The organism is Candidatus Kapaibacterium thiocyanatum, assembly GCA_001899175.1.
In the GTDB taxonomy this organism is placed as follows: Bacteria; Bacteroidota; Ignavibacteria; order Kapaibacteriales; family Kapaibacteriaceae; genus Kapaibacterium; species Kapaibacterium thiocyanatum.
Map to the genome: position 1 here is coordinate 168,971 of MKVH01000024.1, position 15,582 is coordinate 184,552.

Sequence of the window (15,582 nt, forward strand, 5' to 3'; positions counted from 1 at the left end):
GATCGTAGAAGACTATACTATTGTCGGTCCGTATTACGCCGTGTATGACACGGATATTTTCGGTATTCCACCCTGGAGGACGTATGTCTCTCTCATCGGTTCAGGCCGCCAAGACCATCAGCAAGGTCGTGGCACTCGCCAACACGGATTCGGCGTTCAAGAGCTCGCTGCTCGCGAACCCGACCGCCGCACTTTCTGATCACGGCCTGAGCCTCCCGGCCGGCGTGAAGCTTCACTTCGTCGATGCCGGTGCTTCGGTGCCGACATCCACTGCATCCGACGTCTATCTTCAGCTCGGTTCGCTGGACCGCATCGGCGACGTCGAGCTGAACGAACAGGCTCTCACGAAGGTCGCCGGTGGTGGTTCGTGCCAGAGCACGGCCTCGACCTGCTTCTGCATCCCCTCATGCCTTACCTGCGCATCGACGGCCTCGTCGAAGTGCGGTTGATAGACGACGCTCCGATTTCGATCGTGGGGCGTTCGTGTGACGTCCCCACGGTCGATCATTTGTTCCGTATGAACCACAAGGGTTATGGGATCGCCGATACCGGTCATGGAACGCCAATGCCCGCCATGTTCGGTATCGTGGATTCATGAACGATCGTCGACCCGCTGTCGATGTTCCGGGATCGCACCGACGCAGATTCATCCAACGCCGTGCATGCACGGCTTGTTTCTTCCAATATCGAGGACATATGTCTCTCACATCGGCCCAGGCAGCCAAGACCATCAGCAAGGTCGTGGCACTCGCCAACACGGATTCGGCATTCAAGAGTTCGTTGCTCTCGAATCCGAATGCAGCCCTTGCCAGCCACGGCTTGATCCTTCCGCCCGACGTGAATCTGCATTTCGTGGATGCCGGCGCGCCAATGCCGACGTCCACTGGTACCGACGTCTATCTTCAGCTCGGTTCGCTGGATCGCATCGGCGACGTCGAACTGAACGAAGAAGCCCTTACGAAGGTTGCCGGTGGGGGTGGGTCCACGCATAGTACGAACTCCACGTCCTACACGATTGCGTCCTGCGTTACCTGCTCGGCGACGGGTTCCACGAAGTGTACCACCTAAGGACGTGGCCATCCATTCCGATCGCCGAGTGTCCATGCGACGCCTCACAGTCGCCGTCCCACTTCATGCGAACCGCATCGGCCGAGGGCAGGCCGCCGGCAATCGCATGAAGGCCATCGACATCGGTGTCATGGATTCATGAACGATCGTTGACTTGTTGTTGACTTTTCCCGACGGTGACATGGCTACCTTTGTATAGTCGGGATCGTAGGGTTACGTACTCATGATGATTCAATAGACGCCGTGCCCCGCACGGGTTTTTCGGTGCATTCTTTTCCGGAGGACATATGTCTCTCGTCTCTTCTGCAAAGGCAGTGAAGATCATCAGCAAGGTAGTGGCACGGGCCAACACCGATCCGACGTTCAAGGCCTCCCTGCTGTCGGATCCGTCCGCTGCACTCTCGAACCAGGGCCTCAGTATTCCGCCCGGTATTGCCGTCCACTTCGTCGATGCAGGCGCACCGATCCCCAAATCCACGGCTTCCGATGTCTATCTTCAGCTTGGTTCGCTGGATCGCATCGGCGATGTCGAGCTGAACGAGGAAGCCTTCACGAAGGCCGCCAGTGGCGGTTCCTGTCATGGGTCGGCGTCGACGATGATGTCGGCAGCGGCATGTATCTCCAGCGCCTCGACGGCGTCCACGAAGTGCACGTGAAAACGTAACGAGTCGATTCCTATAGAAGGGGACGTCGTGTTCGGCGACGTCCCCTCGATCGGATCCTGTTGTCAAGTCCGGCATTCCAATTCTTTCGATGGTCAACGTCATGATAGAACGTCCCCGATTCGCCCCACATCTGCACGTCCATCTCATTCCACCACACGATCTCGTCCTTACCGGTGGAATGCTGAAGACGCGCATGCCTCATTCCCTATGGCCCGTCATCGTTCCGATGATCGATGGTGTCCACACGGTCGACGATATCGTCGATGCCGTGATCGAACGCCAGCCCGACATCGATCCGACGACGGTCTATACGCTGATCTTCCAGCTGGAGCAGAAAGGCTATCTGGAAGAGAATGCGCCCGATGTTCCGATATCGCTTGCAGCCGTCGCCACATCGGTTGGAGTACGCACCGCCCAGGTATCCGAACGAGTACTCGATCGCACGGTTCATGTCGTTGCCGTCGGTGACGTCGACATCGACATGCTGAAGGATGGGTTATCACGTAACGGTCTGCGGACGATCGAGGAGGCGGAGCGGGCCGATGTCACGGTGGTCGTGACCGACGACTACCTGAGTTCCGGACTCGATGCTATCAATCGTGATCATCTGCAACGTGGGAAGCCATGGGTCATGGTGCGTCCGAACGGCCTCGATCCCATGGTCGGTCCACTCATCGTACCCGGTGCCACGGCCTGCTGGGAATGCCTGGCCGAGCGTCAGCGTCATAACCGCGATCTCGACATGTTCCTCGGTCAGCATGCACCGGAACACTTCCCGTTCCCCGAGCGCGTTGAGCTGCCGGGTTTCATGGATCTGGCGACCGGTCGTATCGCTTCGGCACTGACGCTGTGGTTCCTCACAGACAGGTCGCCCCTGCTCGGTACGATACTGTCGATGGATATGATCGGTGGCGATCAGCATCGTCATGCAGTGGTGCGGCGTCCGCAATGTCCCGCCTGCGGTGAAGGTGCGTCGGTCCTGCACGGTCCCGACCGTGTAGAACTCGCGCCATCGCCCCGCATGTCGGCGACGGACGCAGGGTACCGGAGCTCGACTCCGGAACAGATCTACGAGCGGTACAGGCACCACGTCAGTAATGTCAGCGGCGTGGTCTCCATGCTTGAGCGCATCACCGATCCGTCCGACGCGGTACAGCACGTCTATCTCTCCGGCCAGAACATGGCTACGAAATACGGTTCATTCGACAACCTCCGTCGTGAACTGCGGAGTGCGAGCTGCGGCAAGGGAACGACGGATATCCAGGCTCGCGTGAGCGGATTGTGTGAAGCCATCGAACGCTACAGCGGTGTCTATCGTGGTGACGAATACGTGCGCGAAGCGACGATGGAAGAGCTCGGTGGTGAAGCACTGCATCCCAACGATCTCATGCGCTTCTCGGATCGCCAGTTCGACGAACGGGATATATGGTTAGGACGCGATCACAAGTTCGCCATCGTGCCGTATCGCATGGATCCGACGGTGCGCATGTCGTGGTCGCCCGTATGGTCCCTCACCAACGACTGTCCCCGCTGGCTGCCGACGGGCCAGCTCTACTACAGCTATCCGAAGGCAGCGAACGAATTCTACTACATACCGGATTCGAATGGCGCCTCGACGGGTGCTACGAGGGAGGAAGCCATCCTGCAGGGCTTTCTCGAACTGGTCGAACGCGATGCCGTGGCCACGTGGTGGTATAACAGGACGCGTCAGCCAGGTGTCGATCTCGCATCGTACGATGATCCCTATGTGCATGCCATGCGCAGACGTCAGCATGAACTCGGACGCGAGCTCTGGGTGCTGGACGTCACGAACGATCTCGGAATTCCCGTATTCATGGCCTTCAGTCGTGATGCCAAGGGTCCGCGTGAGAATATCACGTTCGCACCCGGGGCGCATATCGATCCCCGCATCGCATTGCTTCGTGCGCTCACGGAACTCAATCAGATGATGCCCGGCATCCAGCCCGGACCCAACGGACAGGAATATGCCTTCGACGATCCGCAGGCGATCGACTGGTGGCGCACGGCTACGATAACCAACCAGCCCTATATCGTGCCCGATGCACGACTGGCGGCGACGAAGCGTGAGGACTATTCCGTGCCACAGACGACGGATCTACGAGAAGATATCATGATGGCACGTGATATCGTCGAGCGCCGTGGTCTCGAGTTTCTCGTCCATGACCAGACGAGACCGGACGTCGGCATGCCTGTCGTGAAGGTCATCGTGCCGGGGCTCCGGCACTTCTGGGCCCGGTTCGCACCGGGACGTCTGTATGACGTACCTGTCGCTACGGGCCGTCTGGCCGCACCCACGGCCGAAATGGATCTGAACCCAATAGCGATGTTCATCTGATGTCACTACGTCCCCGATTCCGCCTCCTTCCTGCCGAAGCAGCATCGATCGACGTTGTCGACGGAGCGCTTCAACTGGTGACGCAGTTCCTGCGCCTCGAACTGAAGAATGCAGGCGAAACCCTCGTCCATACACTGGTGAGCGTCCTGAGGGACGGCGAAGATCCGCGTATCGTTGAAGACACGTTGGCGACGTCATCACCCGATGATCTCGCGAAATACTACGAAGTCGTTCAGCGGCTGTGCAAGGCCATGGTTCTCCAGGTCGATATCGTCGACGGCGATGCCCTGTATGCGACGATCGTCCCGATGGCGGCAGACTTCATGGTGGATGCCACGGCCGACGTACCGCCCTCCGAAGCCCGATGGTCACGATTCGTGACGATGCGTCGTGAAGGTGGACATGTGCTGATCGAATCTCCGATAGCGTCTGCACGTGTGGAAGTGTTCGACCCGTCGTTGCTCGAACGTTGTACGTCGTGGATGCAGGCATCGCGTATCCTTGCGACCGACGATGACGACCGGTTGCTGACATCGTTGCTGTACCAGACTGGTATCCTGCGCGTCGGTGAAGATGACGATGCGACGCTTGCCCAGTGGTCCACTACCGATATGCTCTTCCATTTCCGCAGCAGATTCGGCCGTCATACGCGCGCCAGCGGGGGAGTGTTCCGTCATGTGGGCCGCATCGATCCGCCGGGTGTGGACAGACCGTACGATCCGAACGAACGACTGGTGTCGCTGCCGGTGCCGACCACCGTGACCTCACGATCTCTCGAAGATATCGTCTCTACGCGTCGTTCGGTTCGGACCTTCTCGCAACGACCGATGACGCTCGAACAGCTCGGTACGTTGCTGTGGCGCACCGTGCGTGAAACGGGACGTATGACGATGGACGTAGCGTCGCCGGATGGTACGTCCATACCGTTCGAACTGCGCAGGCGGCCGGTCCCGAGCGGCGGCGCCGCCCACGAGATCGACGTCTATCTCACGATCCGTAACGTGGAGGGAGTGGCTCCCGGATTCTGGCGATACGACGGTGCGAGGCATGCCCTCGTCCATTGTGCGGATGTCGATTCCCGTTTCGACATCATGTGGTATCGTGCGATGCAGGCATCGGGGACGAGCGTGCCACCACCGGTCCTCATGACGCTCGGTGCGCGGTTCACCCGCATCATGTGGAAGTACGAAGCCATGGCCTATGCGGCCATTCTCAAGCATGTCGGCGTGATCTACGAATTATTCTATCTCGTCGCTACGGACATGAACCTTGGCATATGTGCGCTCGGTAACGGTGATACGATGACGTTCTCGTCGTTGGCCGGCGTCGATCCCTTTGTGGAAGGATCCGTAGGAGAGATGTTGCTCGGAATACCTGTCGAGGAGGAAACACCATGACGATCACACACGACCTGTCCGCGGCCATGACGATGGAAGCCTATCATGAGGCGTTGCGCGAGCTTGCCCATGAGAAACGTTTTCTCGAGAAGTGGAGTTCCGATCCGACGTTCCGTCAGGCGCTCACGGACGACATGGAAGGAACGCTCGAGGCCAGGGGACTGCGTCTCGATACGGAAGAGCTCAACGCCATCGTCGCCGGTGGAACGTCGGCAGTCTTCGATCGGTTGCAGACGCTCGCCTATCTCAAGATGATGTGGACGAACAGATTCTATCACGAACATTGCCAACCTGCAGATGCCGCATGGCAGCAGTGGCGCGTGCGCCAGATCAATCGTCAGGTGCTCGACCTCGGCCCCCATCATGCGATGCAGAACATCCACTCCTCGCTTGCCGTCGAACTCAACAAGGGATGCAGTGTCGGATGCTGGTTCTGTGCGTTGAGTCCGGACAAGAAATCCGTTCCACTCGACTACCATAGCGGTGGACGCGAAACGTTCCACGCACTCATCACGGCGCTTCAGAACGAACTCGGTGCCGCCGTCGATTCCGGTTTCCTCTACTGGGGTACGGAGCCGATGGACAATCCCGACTACGAACAGTACTGCGTGGACTTCCATACGATCACGGGTACCTTCCCGCCGACGACGACGGCCGTGGCGCACAAGCATCCCGAGCGTATCAAGAATCTGCTCGACCTCGCGGCGAAACACGGAAGCTGGCTCACGCGGTTCTCCGTCCTGACCACGTCGCTGATGGATCGTATCCACGCGACGTATACGCCGGAAGAACTCGCTCTTGCGGAATGCCTGCCCCTGAACAGGGAAGCCGACTATGCCTATGGTGTGGCCGGACGATACAGGGACTACCTGCAGGCCCATCCCGAAGCTGCCGTGGAACAACGCGCCAAGCTGCGTCGGGCACCGTGGTACGAGTCCGTGAAGGACTATCTGAACGACGACACGCATGCTCACGGCTCCATTGCCTGCGTCACGGGCTTCCTCGTGAATACGGTGGACCGTACCATTTCCCTCATCGCTCCCGTGACTGCCGACGATGCCCATCCTCTCGGCTATATCACGTTCGCCCAGGTGGAGTTCACGTCCGCGGACGACATTCCCGCAACGGTCGCCGACGTCGTGGCGCGAGGCCGACGCCTGGTTCTTGCCGATGATGACATCTGTGCGATACCGTCATGGGTCAATACGCAGATCGACGACGATGCCCTCGTCGTGACGGGGCGGATCGGAGGGAAGGCGAGAAGGGCTCATCACGGAAACGTCGAAGCGATGGATGCCTTGGTGAATACGCTTCGTCAAGGCACCTGCAATCGCGCGGATGTGATCCGGACCGTTGCAACATCATCGTCGGTCGATGCCGCATGGGTGAGCGACGCCATCGATGGACTGTGGAAGCTGGGTGTTCTCATCGAGCCGGTGAGGGTATGACGCCGCTCGACAGATCGGTACCACCACGGCAGCGTTCCGAGGAATGGTATGTCGTCGTTCCGACGTCTGACGAGGTCGTGAACGACCGACGTCGGACCTGGTCGTATGGTCTGGACGATACATGGTTCGGGGGGAGTGTCGATTCGAGGTGGTTCCATGATGGTCATATCATCGCGAACCATCCGGCCTTGCCTTCATGGATCCGACATGCGAACGGAGTGTTGAACACCGCTCCCCTGGAAGACCGTTTTCTCGACGAAGGACTACCCGAACATCGCGCGACCGCTGCGATGCTGTCACCGGTCGTGGCCTATGCCGCATCGTTGCTCGATGGGATGTGTGCGGATCATCCCGTCGCGATCACGCATGGTGCCAGGATGGATATGCTCCGTGGCCTGCATCGACGTGCGATCATGACGCTGGCAAGTGTCGTCGCCGATGAGCTCGCCGCATGGAAGGCTACATGTACCGCACTCGGTATGCCTGCATCCACGCCCTATGCCGCCGACGAAACGACATGGCCGGATATGGTCGAGCGCCTGCCGATGCTGGCGCACGTCGCAGGGACACTCGTCACGCACTGGCTCGAGTACGTGGCCGAACTGTTGTCACGGCTCGCATCGGATGCGGAGGCTCTTGTCGAGTTGTGGCCGGGAACCGGCGTTCCTGCCGAACTCCTGCGGGTCTCTCTCGACGCAGGCGACCTTCATGACCATGGACGATCCGTGGCCCTCATGACGTTCGATGGAGATCGCAGGTGCGCGTACAAGCCGAAGGATCTTCGTATAGTCGAGCGTACGCTCGATCTGTTCGAACGTTTGAATGCCGCCGCCGATGAGCCTCTGCTGCACATACGGCCCATGGTTCTACGACCCGGCTATGCATGGGAAGGATTCGTCACGACGGCACCATGTGCGAGTCTCGACGACGTAGCCTTGTACTACGAGCGTTTCGGCGCCATGGTGTGCATGTATGAACATCTGGAAGCCCGTGACCTGTGGCTCGACAACGTGGTGGCCTCGGCATCGTGGCCTGCGGTGATCGACATGGAGATGGTGCTGCAACCGAGAATGTCCGCCGACGCCGGCATCGATGCCGCCGAGCGATATGCGCAGCACATGCTGGATGAGTCGTCGTTGTCGACAGGGCTCGTCGTGATGTCGTTTCCCGTCGGCGAAGGACGTCCTGCGGAAGACATGGGTGCTCTCACACCACTGCGTCCGTTCCGCACGCCGTTCAAGGCACGTGCGGAGCTGACGGGAGAAGTGGAAACCGGCTCCGATGGACATGTGACGTTCGAACATCCCGACTACGTACCGGTGTTCGACGGTCTGCACGTCGACGTGCGTCGATGGCACGATCACGTCGAACGCGGCTATGCACGGATGGATGATCTTCTTGCAGGACCACTGCATGCTGTGGTTCATGAATGGGTGCTAGCCGTCGATCCCGATATTCCGGTCCGTTCCATTCACCGCGATACGTGGACATGTCAGCGCATACTGCAGGCTTCGACGACGAGTGCGGCCCTGCTCTCGGCCTGGGACAGGGATGCATCGCTGAATCGTCTTGTAAAGGTGGCGACCGGAACGACGAAACCCGGCTCCGTCGAGCACGCCATCATCCTCTCCGAAATAGAACAGCTCCGCATTCTCGATATACCGTACTTCCTGACTCCCGTCGGTGACTCCGGCGTCAGGACGTCGGAAGGGTCGTCGCTTGGCACCGTCTACGACGGTGCACCGCTTCGCCGATGCATCGAGAGAGTGGAACATCCCATCGATCCGGAGTTCCGTCGCGACGTTCTCCGCGCTTCGATCGCGATCGGTGCAGGGGGAAGGGAAGACCGTCCCCTGATGGTCGACGTTGCCGTAGAGGCGTTCGATCCTGTCGGGATCATTCATACGGTAGCGCGCCGACTCGTCGATCTTACGATCCGGCGTGATGGGCGTTATGCGTGGATCGGTGCCGTTCGCCATGCCATGCTGGCCACGACGTCCATCGAAGTACTGAGGCCGACGCTCCTCGGTTCACTCGGTATAGCTATCGCTCTGCACGAAGCCCGTGCCGTTGCGGATATCGGAGACGTCGATGCCATCATCTCATGCGTGACGCAACAGGCGATGCGTGAGATGGGATCCGCCAATGCGATCATGCGATCGGGTGCCGCCCTGCCTGCATGGGTGCAAGATCCGCTGGAAGGGTTGCCGGCACTGGAACATGGACTGGCGATCCTCACCGATGGCAGGTATGGTCGAACGAGGTCGTTCCCGATGCCGGACTTCGATCTGGCCGATCGGGTCGCCATCTTCGCCGAACATGGACGCTGGTTCCCGGAACGGCAATTGCCGGAGAGGTTCGACCTTTCCGCAGTGAACGGTCTCGCCGCCATCGTGCGTCTTGCGGTCGCCGCATCGGTTCGTAACGAACGCGTCACGATATGAACGGGGGGAGGACCATGAGCCCCGGTATCGCCCGATGGACGGCGATGATGATCGCACGATACGGTAACGTGGGCGTGGATGCGTCGACGTTCGTTCCCTATCACCGGCAGGCCGAGGAGATGCTGGCGGGAGTGCGGAATCACGACGTGAAGAACATCCTCGACGTCGGCTCCGGTGAAGGCCTGATGATGGCCCATCTTCTCGATGCATTTCCGGACGCGCATATCACGGGAACCGAACCCGACATGCAGCGCATGTTCCAGACGGCCGTCTGGCTTGGTGAAGCTGCCGACGAGAATCGCTGGTCCCTTATGGGTGAGGCCCTGCCTTCACTGGAGTCCATCGACGATGCCAGTATGGATCTGGTGACATCGCGTGCAGTGCTCGCCTATGTCGATGATACGGGAACGTCTCTCGACGAGATCGCACGGGTTCTTCGGCGGGGTGGACACTTCACCGCTCTCGAGCCTCTGCATGGCCATGCGTTGCGACAATATCCGCAGAGCTGGATGGGGGTGTCGCTCGTGGAAGCTGGTGAGGCCGGTCTGCGTCTCCTGAGGCATCTGTTCCCGAACGGACCCGCAACGTATCTCGATCGTGCACCGGCCCGCTTCGCCGTATCCGATATCGAGCGCCTGTATGGCGACGAACACTGGCAGGACGTCAGGATCGTACCGCATATCGTCGAACATCGTATACATGCTTCGCCGGACCTCCTGCTCGTGCAAGCCCCCTTCGATGGAGCACCGTCCATCGCTTCGATACTGAATGTCCTTCCGGATGACGAGCGGACGTCCATCATCGCACACATCAGGGCATGCTGCGAGCGTGGTGACGTGATACGTACGGAGGCGGTGGTGAAGGTGGAAGCAACGCGGAGATGATCGTCGCCACTTCTACGTGATCAATTGCAGATAGCCGTAGACGGCGAGCTTATCCGCCGCCGACCGAAGATTGCCGATATCCCAGATACCGAGCTGGCCGACCCACGATGAATGGAGAAGATCGTCGACGGGTTCTTTCATCTTCCCGTAGACGACGTCGCTGATCGTATCCGACTGGACGAAGCGCGTTCGTGAAATCTTCGAATGAAGGGCATTCATCAACGGTCTTCCCGCACAGAACCAGGGATAGAGAGAGCGTTTGCCGACGAAGGGTACGGACGTCGTTCGTGGAGCGGACGCGGAAATGACGGATCGGAACCATCGGCCATGATCCCTGAAGGAAGCGGGTCGCGAGAATACCCAATCGACGACCGAGCGGTGCAGGAAGGGAATCGTGGAATCGAGATAGTGGTCGTAGACGCCTTGCGGACTGGCGACGTAGCCGTGCAGATACCACGAGGCGAAGAAGTTGTCGATCCACTCACGTTCGGATCCTTTGGTACACGGGCCTTGCTCGTCGAGCGCACGCTGCAGGTCCTCCGTCACCATGTCCGTCATACGCCGTGCGACATCATCGACGAAGACGTCGTTCGAGCGTGCCATGAGGTAGGGAAGGATACGTCGTGCGTCTCCCGAATGGAGAGCCGCACGGCCCTGGTACCGCAGGCCGTTCGCGAGTCCTCCACGCAGGAAGCCACCGAAGCCTCCATCGATGAGGATGCCGCCGGGCGGCAGGATCGACGCGATGGAAGGCAGCACCATCGCATGGGCGAAATGATATGTCCCTTCGGAAGCCAGTGCCGTATGTCGGGCAATGGACTGCATGTCGTCGATGCTCATCCGATCGACGACGGTGGCGACGTCGAAGAAGGTATGCCGCACACCCGCTCGCGATGCCACATCGGATGCCGTCGAGCAGTCGGGCATATCCATCGAACCGTAACTCGTTGTCGAGATATCGACCCCTTCGCGGATGGACCAGGCCAGGAGGGTCCGTGAATCGAATCCACCCGAAAGGGCCAGGACACTGTCGGGAAAGCCGTCGAGCGACGGGGTGAGGTCGTTCCTCCGTTCGGTCGACGTGCGGCTTGTGGAGTGCAACGGGTCGGGAGATGGGAGACAGCGTTCGATGCCCTCGACCATCGACGAGTGCGTGAATCCCATGACCGGCATCCATGCATTGGCGAGTACGCGCAGGTCGAGTGATCCCTGCGGCGAGGATCCGGGCAGCCTCGTCATGTATCTGATTCTGCCGTCGGGCAAGGTCATCCTGTACAGTCGACGGAGTTCGTACGGATCCACGAGTTCCACGATGCGACCGTCGACGACGGCGATACCGGCGTAGTGGCCATCGACGTCCAGAGACTTCCGTTCGTTGACCATCCTCACTGCCTCGTCCGGCTGGATACGTCGCTTCGTTCGTGGATCGAACATGATGCCGACGACGATTCCTCCTCCTTCGATGAAGGGCGCGTGCTGATCGAGAGTGATGTCGAAGTGCTGCATCGATGCCGTTCGATTCGTTGACTGCCGATGCAGGAAGATAGCAACGAGGTGCTACATGCGACCGATCGAGCGGGAAGCTTCCATCGGCACCCGTAGTGAGAGTGCACGAGTGTCGGTAGTGGGTGAGGGCCAGCCCGTCGCCATGACGATACTCCGTCATGTCCGGATCGAATGGACGTGACGGAGTATCGTCATGAAGGATTACGCTCCGGCCATGTATGCCATCGCGACGACGCCGGAACTGAATGTCCGGGTATTCTGGAAGGTCAAGGGAAGATCTCCTGTCGTCATGCGATCGAACAAGGGAAGGCCATCGCCGAGGATCAGCGGACAGACGAAGAGATGATACTCGTCGATGAGGCCGTTCTTTACGAAGTCCGGAACGAGACTCGCACTTCCATAGAGAATGAGATCCTTGCCGGGGCGTTCCTTCAACCGACGGAGTTCGTTCGCATCGATGGAGCGATGGACGGTCGTGTTCTTCCAGTCCGCATGATCGAGGGTCCTCGAGAAGACGATCTTCTCTGCCGCGTTGAGATGATCGGCGATGACGAGGTCGGACGGTGTCATCACCGGATTGTCGTGCGCCGCCGGCCAGAACTGGATGAACAGTTCATAGGTCTTGCGACCGAGCAGGATGGTATCGACCCGTTCGAGAAGGTCGATGGCATAGGTGTTGAAATCGTCATCGACGATATGCCAGTCGATACTGCCGTCGCGGCGGGCGAAATAGCCATCGAGCGTCGTCATCTCCGACAGGATGATTCTGCGCATGATCGAACTGGGATGATGATGGAAATTCCGAGGGCTCTCCGGTGGAGACAGATGTCGCCGATCCTCGTCATTCGACAGGGATATAGTAGTCTACCGGACCTGACGACGTTTCCGGATTCCACCGGCTGTCATAGCGTTCGAAGTCAGGGGCCATCCTGTGCTTGAGTCCATTGGCTGCCAGGCCTTCGGTCCATACCTTCATGATCCATGCCGGGAAGCCGCTGATATGGCCGTCGAAGGTGAAGACGGCGTACTTTCCTGCGGGAACGTCGACGGTGGTGGACCATTCCGGTGCTGCCGATCCCGGCTGTACCTGCATGGCCGGCATGTAGTCGAACGACTCCATCTTTCCGTCGTTCATGGCCATATCGATCGTCACGCCATAGACGACGTCGCCGGTGAAGCCCGGTGTCGTGTGCAGGAGGGGGACGGCGTCGGCCCATAGCTGCATGATTTCCTGTTTCGTTTCCGGTGTGAACTGTCGTGCCAGGCCGCGGAGGCTCATGGGTTCGAGCTGGACGATGGTCGGATTCATGGGTGCACTCGATGTAGTATGGATGATGTGACAGGGAACCGCCGAAGATACTTCAGGGATGCCGAACCGCCGCGAATTCCCGGCAGGCAAGGGCGTTCTGATCGGGATCGATGATGGCGAATGGAATCAAGGCGGCCTGCTCTTCAAACGACGGCCGAGGTCGAGGGACTCAACCGGATCGATCGACGGCGACGTGCATGACGTCGTATCACTGCATGAGATCGACACTATCAATGGCAGGGTCCGGTCACGTAAGGCCTGCAATCTTGCCGATGCTCCTATGACGTATTGCAGTGAAGCTGCGAAGGATCGTTCGGAATGAGCCCGATTCTTGCCGGAAATTGATACGTACGTATCAAAAAAGTCATTTGGAATGTATATTGCGCCATGAATTGATACATATGTATCCATTGTATGGTGATAGAGATGAATGCTTCCGAACTTGGTGCTCGTCATCGGCATGTCCGAAAGGCGATTCTCGCGCAGAGCCGCGAGCAGTATGCGGCTTCCATGGGGGTGGCCGCCAGTACGGTTCGATCATGGGAAAGCGGCCGTAGTGCCGTGTTGCCGGGTGTGCTGGCGCGACTGACGTCCGATCATGGCATCAGCAGCCACTGGATGCTGACGGGTGAGGGAAGTCCGACCGCGGAGGAAGGGCCGCTCCGTCGATCCGTACGCCTTCCGTTACTGCGCACGGGAGTGAGTGCCGGAGCGCCTACGGAGTCCGATGACGTGATCGAGCGGGAGATCGACCTCGCCGAAATGCTGCTGCAGCATCCGCTGGACAGTTATCTCATGCACGTGAACGGACATTCGATGATCGGTGCGGGGATCGGTCATGGCGATACGATCATCATCGACCGGGCCGCGGAAGTGAAGTCCGGACAGATCGTCGTCGCGCGTGTGTATGGCGAGCTGACCGTGAAGCGGTATCTGATCCAGGGAACGCGGCATATCCTTCATGCCGAGAATCCCGATCCGGCATACAGGGATATCGAGATCACCGACGATATGGATCTGCATATCGTCGGCGTCGTCAATCATTGCATCAAGCGTGTGTGATGTCATGTCGTCGCTCTGCGCCATCATCTTTCCCCACTATCCCGCACTGGCTGCACGGCTGGCCTTGCGGTCGGGTGGAGAGCGTCATGACATGATCGCGATCGAGCGCCATGGTTCGATCATCGCATCCACGCCGGAAGCGAGAGCCGTGGGCATCGAATGCGGCATGACCGTGACGCGCGCGCGTGCGTTGCAGCCATCCGTCCTGATCCTCCAGCGCGATGCCGCGATGGAACAGACAACATGGGAAACGATACTGGCGCGTGTGCATGAGACCACACCGCTCATGATCGCTCCACGGCTCGGCCTCATCTACTGTGGTATGGATCGTCCGGTACAGGTACGGGGTATCCTGCACGATACGTACGGACAAGGCGGTCGTGCGATGACGCAGACGCTGGCGCTGCTGGCCGCCGTGATCGCCGAACCCGGAAAAACGATGACGGTTCCGCGTGATGGAGCCGCGCAGTTCCTGGCGACATGGAATACGTCGAATCTGCGTGTACTGGAATATTCGGATGAACTGGTGGAACGCCTTCGCCTCTTCGGTCTTTCCACGATGGCTCACGTCCAGCATCTTACGCGGCGGCATCTGCATGCCCAGTTCGGTACGGAAGGGCACACCCTGCACGATCTTCTGCATAGCGTTCCCGATCGAACCGAGCTGCCGGTCTACAGCCCACCCCCTTCCGTCGTTGCGCTGGGGCGGTTCGATGATCCGGAGCGGGAGCCTGCTGCATTGCTTCCCGTCATGGCCATGATGGTGGAGGAAGCATGGACGGAACTGGCAGGACGCCATGCCACGACCATCGAAGTGCAGATGCTGGATCGGGCGGATAACGTCATCGTCCGGTCGTCACGCATTCTCGCCGGGAAGGTGCAGTGGAGCAGTACGTTCCTGATGACGGCCGCGAGGACGCTGTTGCAGGATCTTCTCGATACCGATCGCTGGTGCAGTGGTCTCCGTCTGAAGCTCATGGGGCTTCTTCAGCCTCCTGCGATGCAGGCGACGATGTTCCGTCCACGCCCATGCATCGACGACGTGATTCCGCTCGTCCTTCGTCGCTATCCTCATGGGCTCCGGCGCATCGTCCGTGTCGATGCCGATGCCTATCTGCCGGAACGGGCAGCGCTCCTTTCGTACTACGATCATGACGGGGGGGCCGCATGAGGCTCTGTATGGAAGAGATCGACGTGTCGTGCGAAGGAACGCGACCCATAGCCGTGCATTGGCGCGGGGGGATCTATCACGTGTCTTCCATACTGGATCGCTGGACGTCGAGAACGGCGTGGTGGGCGTCGGAAGACGGAACGGACGATCATCGATACTATCTGCTTCTGGAAACGTCCACCATCGTCATGGAAGTGTTCCGCACGAGGCATGGATGGATGCTTTCGAGACTGTACGACTGACGGATGACAGGGGGTGTCACATTGATTCAT

The 15,582-nt window shown here is 59.4% G+C and carries 15 protein-coding genes; 12 read left to right on the top strand and 3 right to left on the bottom strand.

What is annotated here, in order from left to right:
- Positions 1 to 83 precede the first annotated feature (83 nt).
- From BGO89_09400 to BGO89_09435, 8 genes are all read left to right on the top strand, one after another.
- Complete coding sequence (locus tag BGO89_09400) at positions 84 to 449, top strand: hypothetical protein (GenBank protein OJX56742.1); 366 nt, start codon at positions 84 to 86, stop codon at positions 447 to 449.
- Positions 450 to 696: 247 nt separating this feature from the next.
- Positions 697 to 1,068, top strand: a complete 372-nt coding sequence (locus tag BGO89_09405; protein OJX56743.1) for a hypothetical protein — start codon at positions 697 to 699, stop codon at positions 1,066 to 1,068.
- 287 nt (positions 1,069 to 1,355) lie between these two features.
- On the top strand, positions 1,356 to 1,724 hold the full coding sequence (locus BGO89_09410; GenBank protein ID OJX56744.1) for a hypothetical protein: 369 nt from the start codon (positions 1,356 to 1,358) through the stop codon (positions 1,722 to 1,724).
- A gap of 109 nt (positions 1,725 to 1,833) precedes the next feature.
- Positions 1,834 to 4,089 (top strand): hypothetical protein, encoded by a 2,256-nt coding sequence (locus BGO89_09415; protein ID OJX57338.1) that lies wholly within the window; start codon positions 1,834 to 1,836, stop codon positions 4,087 to 4,089.
- Positions 4,089 to 5,486, top strand: a complete 1,398-nt coding sequence (locus tag BGO89_09420; protein OJX56745.1) for a hypothetical protein — start codon at positions 4,089 to 4,091, stop codon at positions 5,484 to 5,486. The genes BGO89_09415 and BGO89_09420 overlap by 1 nt, the downstream gene beginning before the upstream one ends.
- Positions 5,483 to 6,934, top strand: a complete 1,452-nt coding sequence (locus tag BGO89_09425; protein ID OJX56746.1) for a hypothetical protein — start codon at positions 5,483 to 5,485, stop codon at positions 6,932 to 6,934. The genes BGO89_09420 and BGO89_09425 overlap by 4 nt, the downstream gene beginning before the upstream one ends.
- On the top strand, positions 6,931 to 9,378 hold the full coding sequence (locus BGO89_09430; protein ID OJX56747.1) for a hypothetical protein: 2,448 nt from the start codon (positions 6,931 to 6,933) through the stop codon (positions 9,376 to 9,378). Before BGO89_09425 ends, BGO89_09430 begins: the two co-directional genes overlap by 4 nt.
- Positions 9,379 to 9,392: 14 nt before the next feature.
- A complete protein-coding gene (locus BGO89_09435; GenBank protein ID OJX56748.1) occupies positions 9,393 to 10,262 on the top strand; it encodes a hypothetical protein in 870 nt (289 codons plus the stop codon).
- Between the two features lie 12 nt (positions 10,263 to 10,274).
- On the opposite strand, the gene BGO89_09440 is transcribed toward BGO89_09435, so the two are convergent.
- The 3 genes from BGO89_09440 to BGO89_09450 all read right to left on the bottom strand — a co-directional run bounded on the left by BGO89_09440 (position 10,275) and on the right by BGO89_09450 (position 13,077).
- On the bottom strand, positions 10,275 to 11,768 hold the full coding sequence (locus tag BGO89_09440) for a hypothetical protein (GenBank protein OJX56749.1): 1,494 nt from the start codon (positions 11,766 to 11,768) through the stop codon (positions 10,275 to 10,277).
- 201 nt (positions 11,769 to 11,969) lie between these two features.
- The gene (locus tag BGO89_09445) at positions 11,970 to 12,542 is read right to left on the bottom strand and encodes a hypothetical protein (protein ID OJX56750.1); all 573 of its coding nucleotides are present in this window, start codon (positions 12,540 to 12,542) and stop codon (positions 11,970 to 11,972) included.
- Positions 12,543 to 12,609: 67 nt separating this feature from the next.
- Positions 12,610 to 13,077 carry a hypothetical protein gene (locus BGO89_09450; GenBank protein ID OJX56751.1) on the bottom strand — a complete coding sequence of 156 codons (468 nt, stop codon included), beginning with the start codon at positions 13,075 to 13,077 and terminating at the stop codon, positions 12,610 to 12,612.
- Between the two features lie 58 nt (positions 13,078 to 13,135).
- On the opposite strand from BGO89_09450, the gene BGO89_09455 reads away from it, so the two are divergent.
- The 4 genes from BGO89_09455 to BGO89_09470 all read left to right on the top strand — a co-directional run bounded on the left by BGO89_09455 (position 13,136) and on the right by BGO89_09470 (position 15,552).
- Positions 13,136 to 13,399 carry a hypothetical protein gene (locus BGO89_09455; GenBank protein OJX56752.1) on the top strand — a complete coding sequence of 88 codons (264 nt, stop codon included), beginning with the start codon at positions 13,136 to 13,138 and terminating at the stop codon, positions 13,397 to 13,399.
- A gap of 296 nt (positions 13,400 to 13,695) precedes the next feature.
- Entirely contained in the window at positions 13,696 to 14,139 is a 444-nt protein-coding gene (locus BGO89_09460) for a hypothetical protein (protein OJX57339.1), read from the top strand.
- Positions 14,140 to 14,143: 4 nt separating this feature from the next.
- The gene (locus tag BGO89_09465; GenBank protein ID OJX56753.1) at positions 14,144 to 15,310 is read left to right on the top strand and encodes a hypothetical protein; all 1,167 of its coding nucleotides are present in this window, start codon (positions 14,144 to 14,146) and stop codon (positions 15,308 to 15,310) included.
- 8 nt (positions 15,311 to 15,318) lie between these two features.
- Positions 15,319 to 15,552 carry a hypothetical protein gene (locus BGO89_09470; protein OJX56754.1) on the top strand — a complete coding sequence of 78 codons (234 nt, stop codon included), beginning with the start codon at positions 15,319 to 15,321 and terminating at the stop codon, positions 15,550 to 15,552.
- Positions 15,553 to 15,582 lie beyond the last annotated feature (30 nt).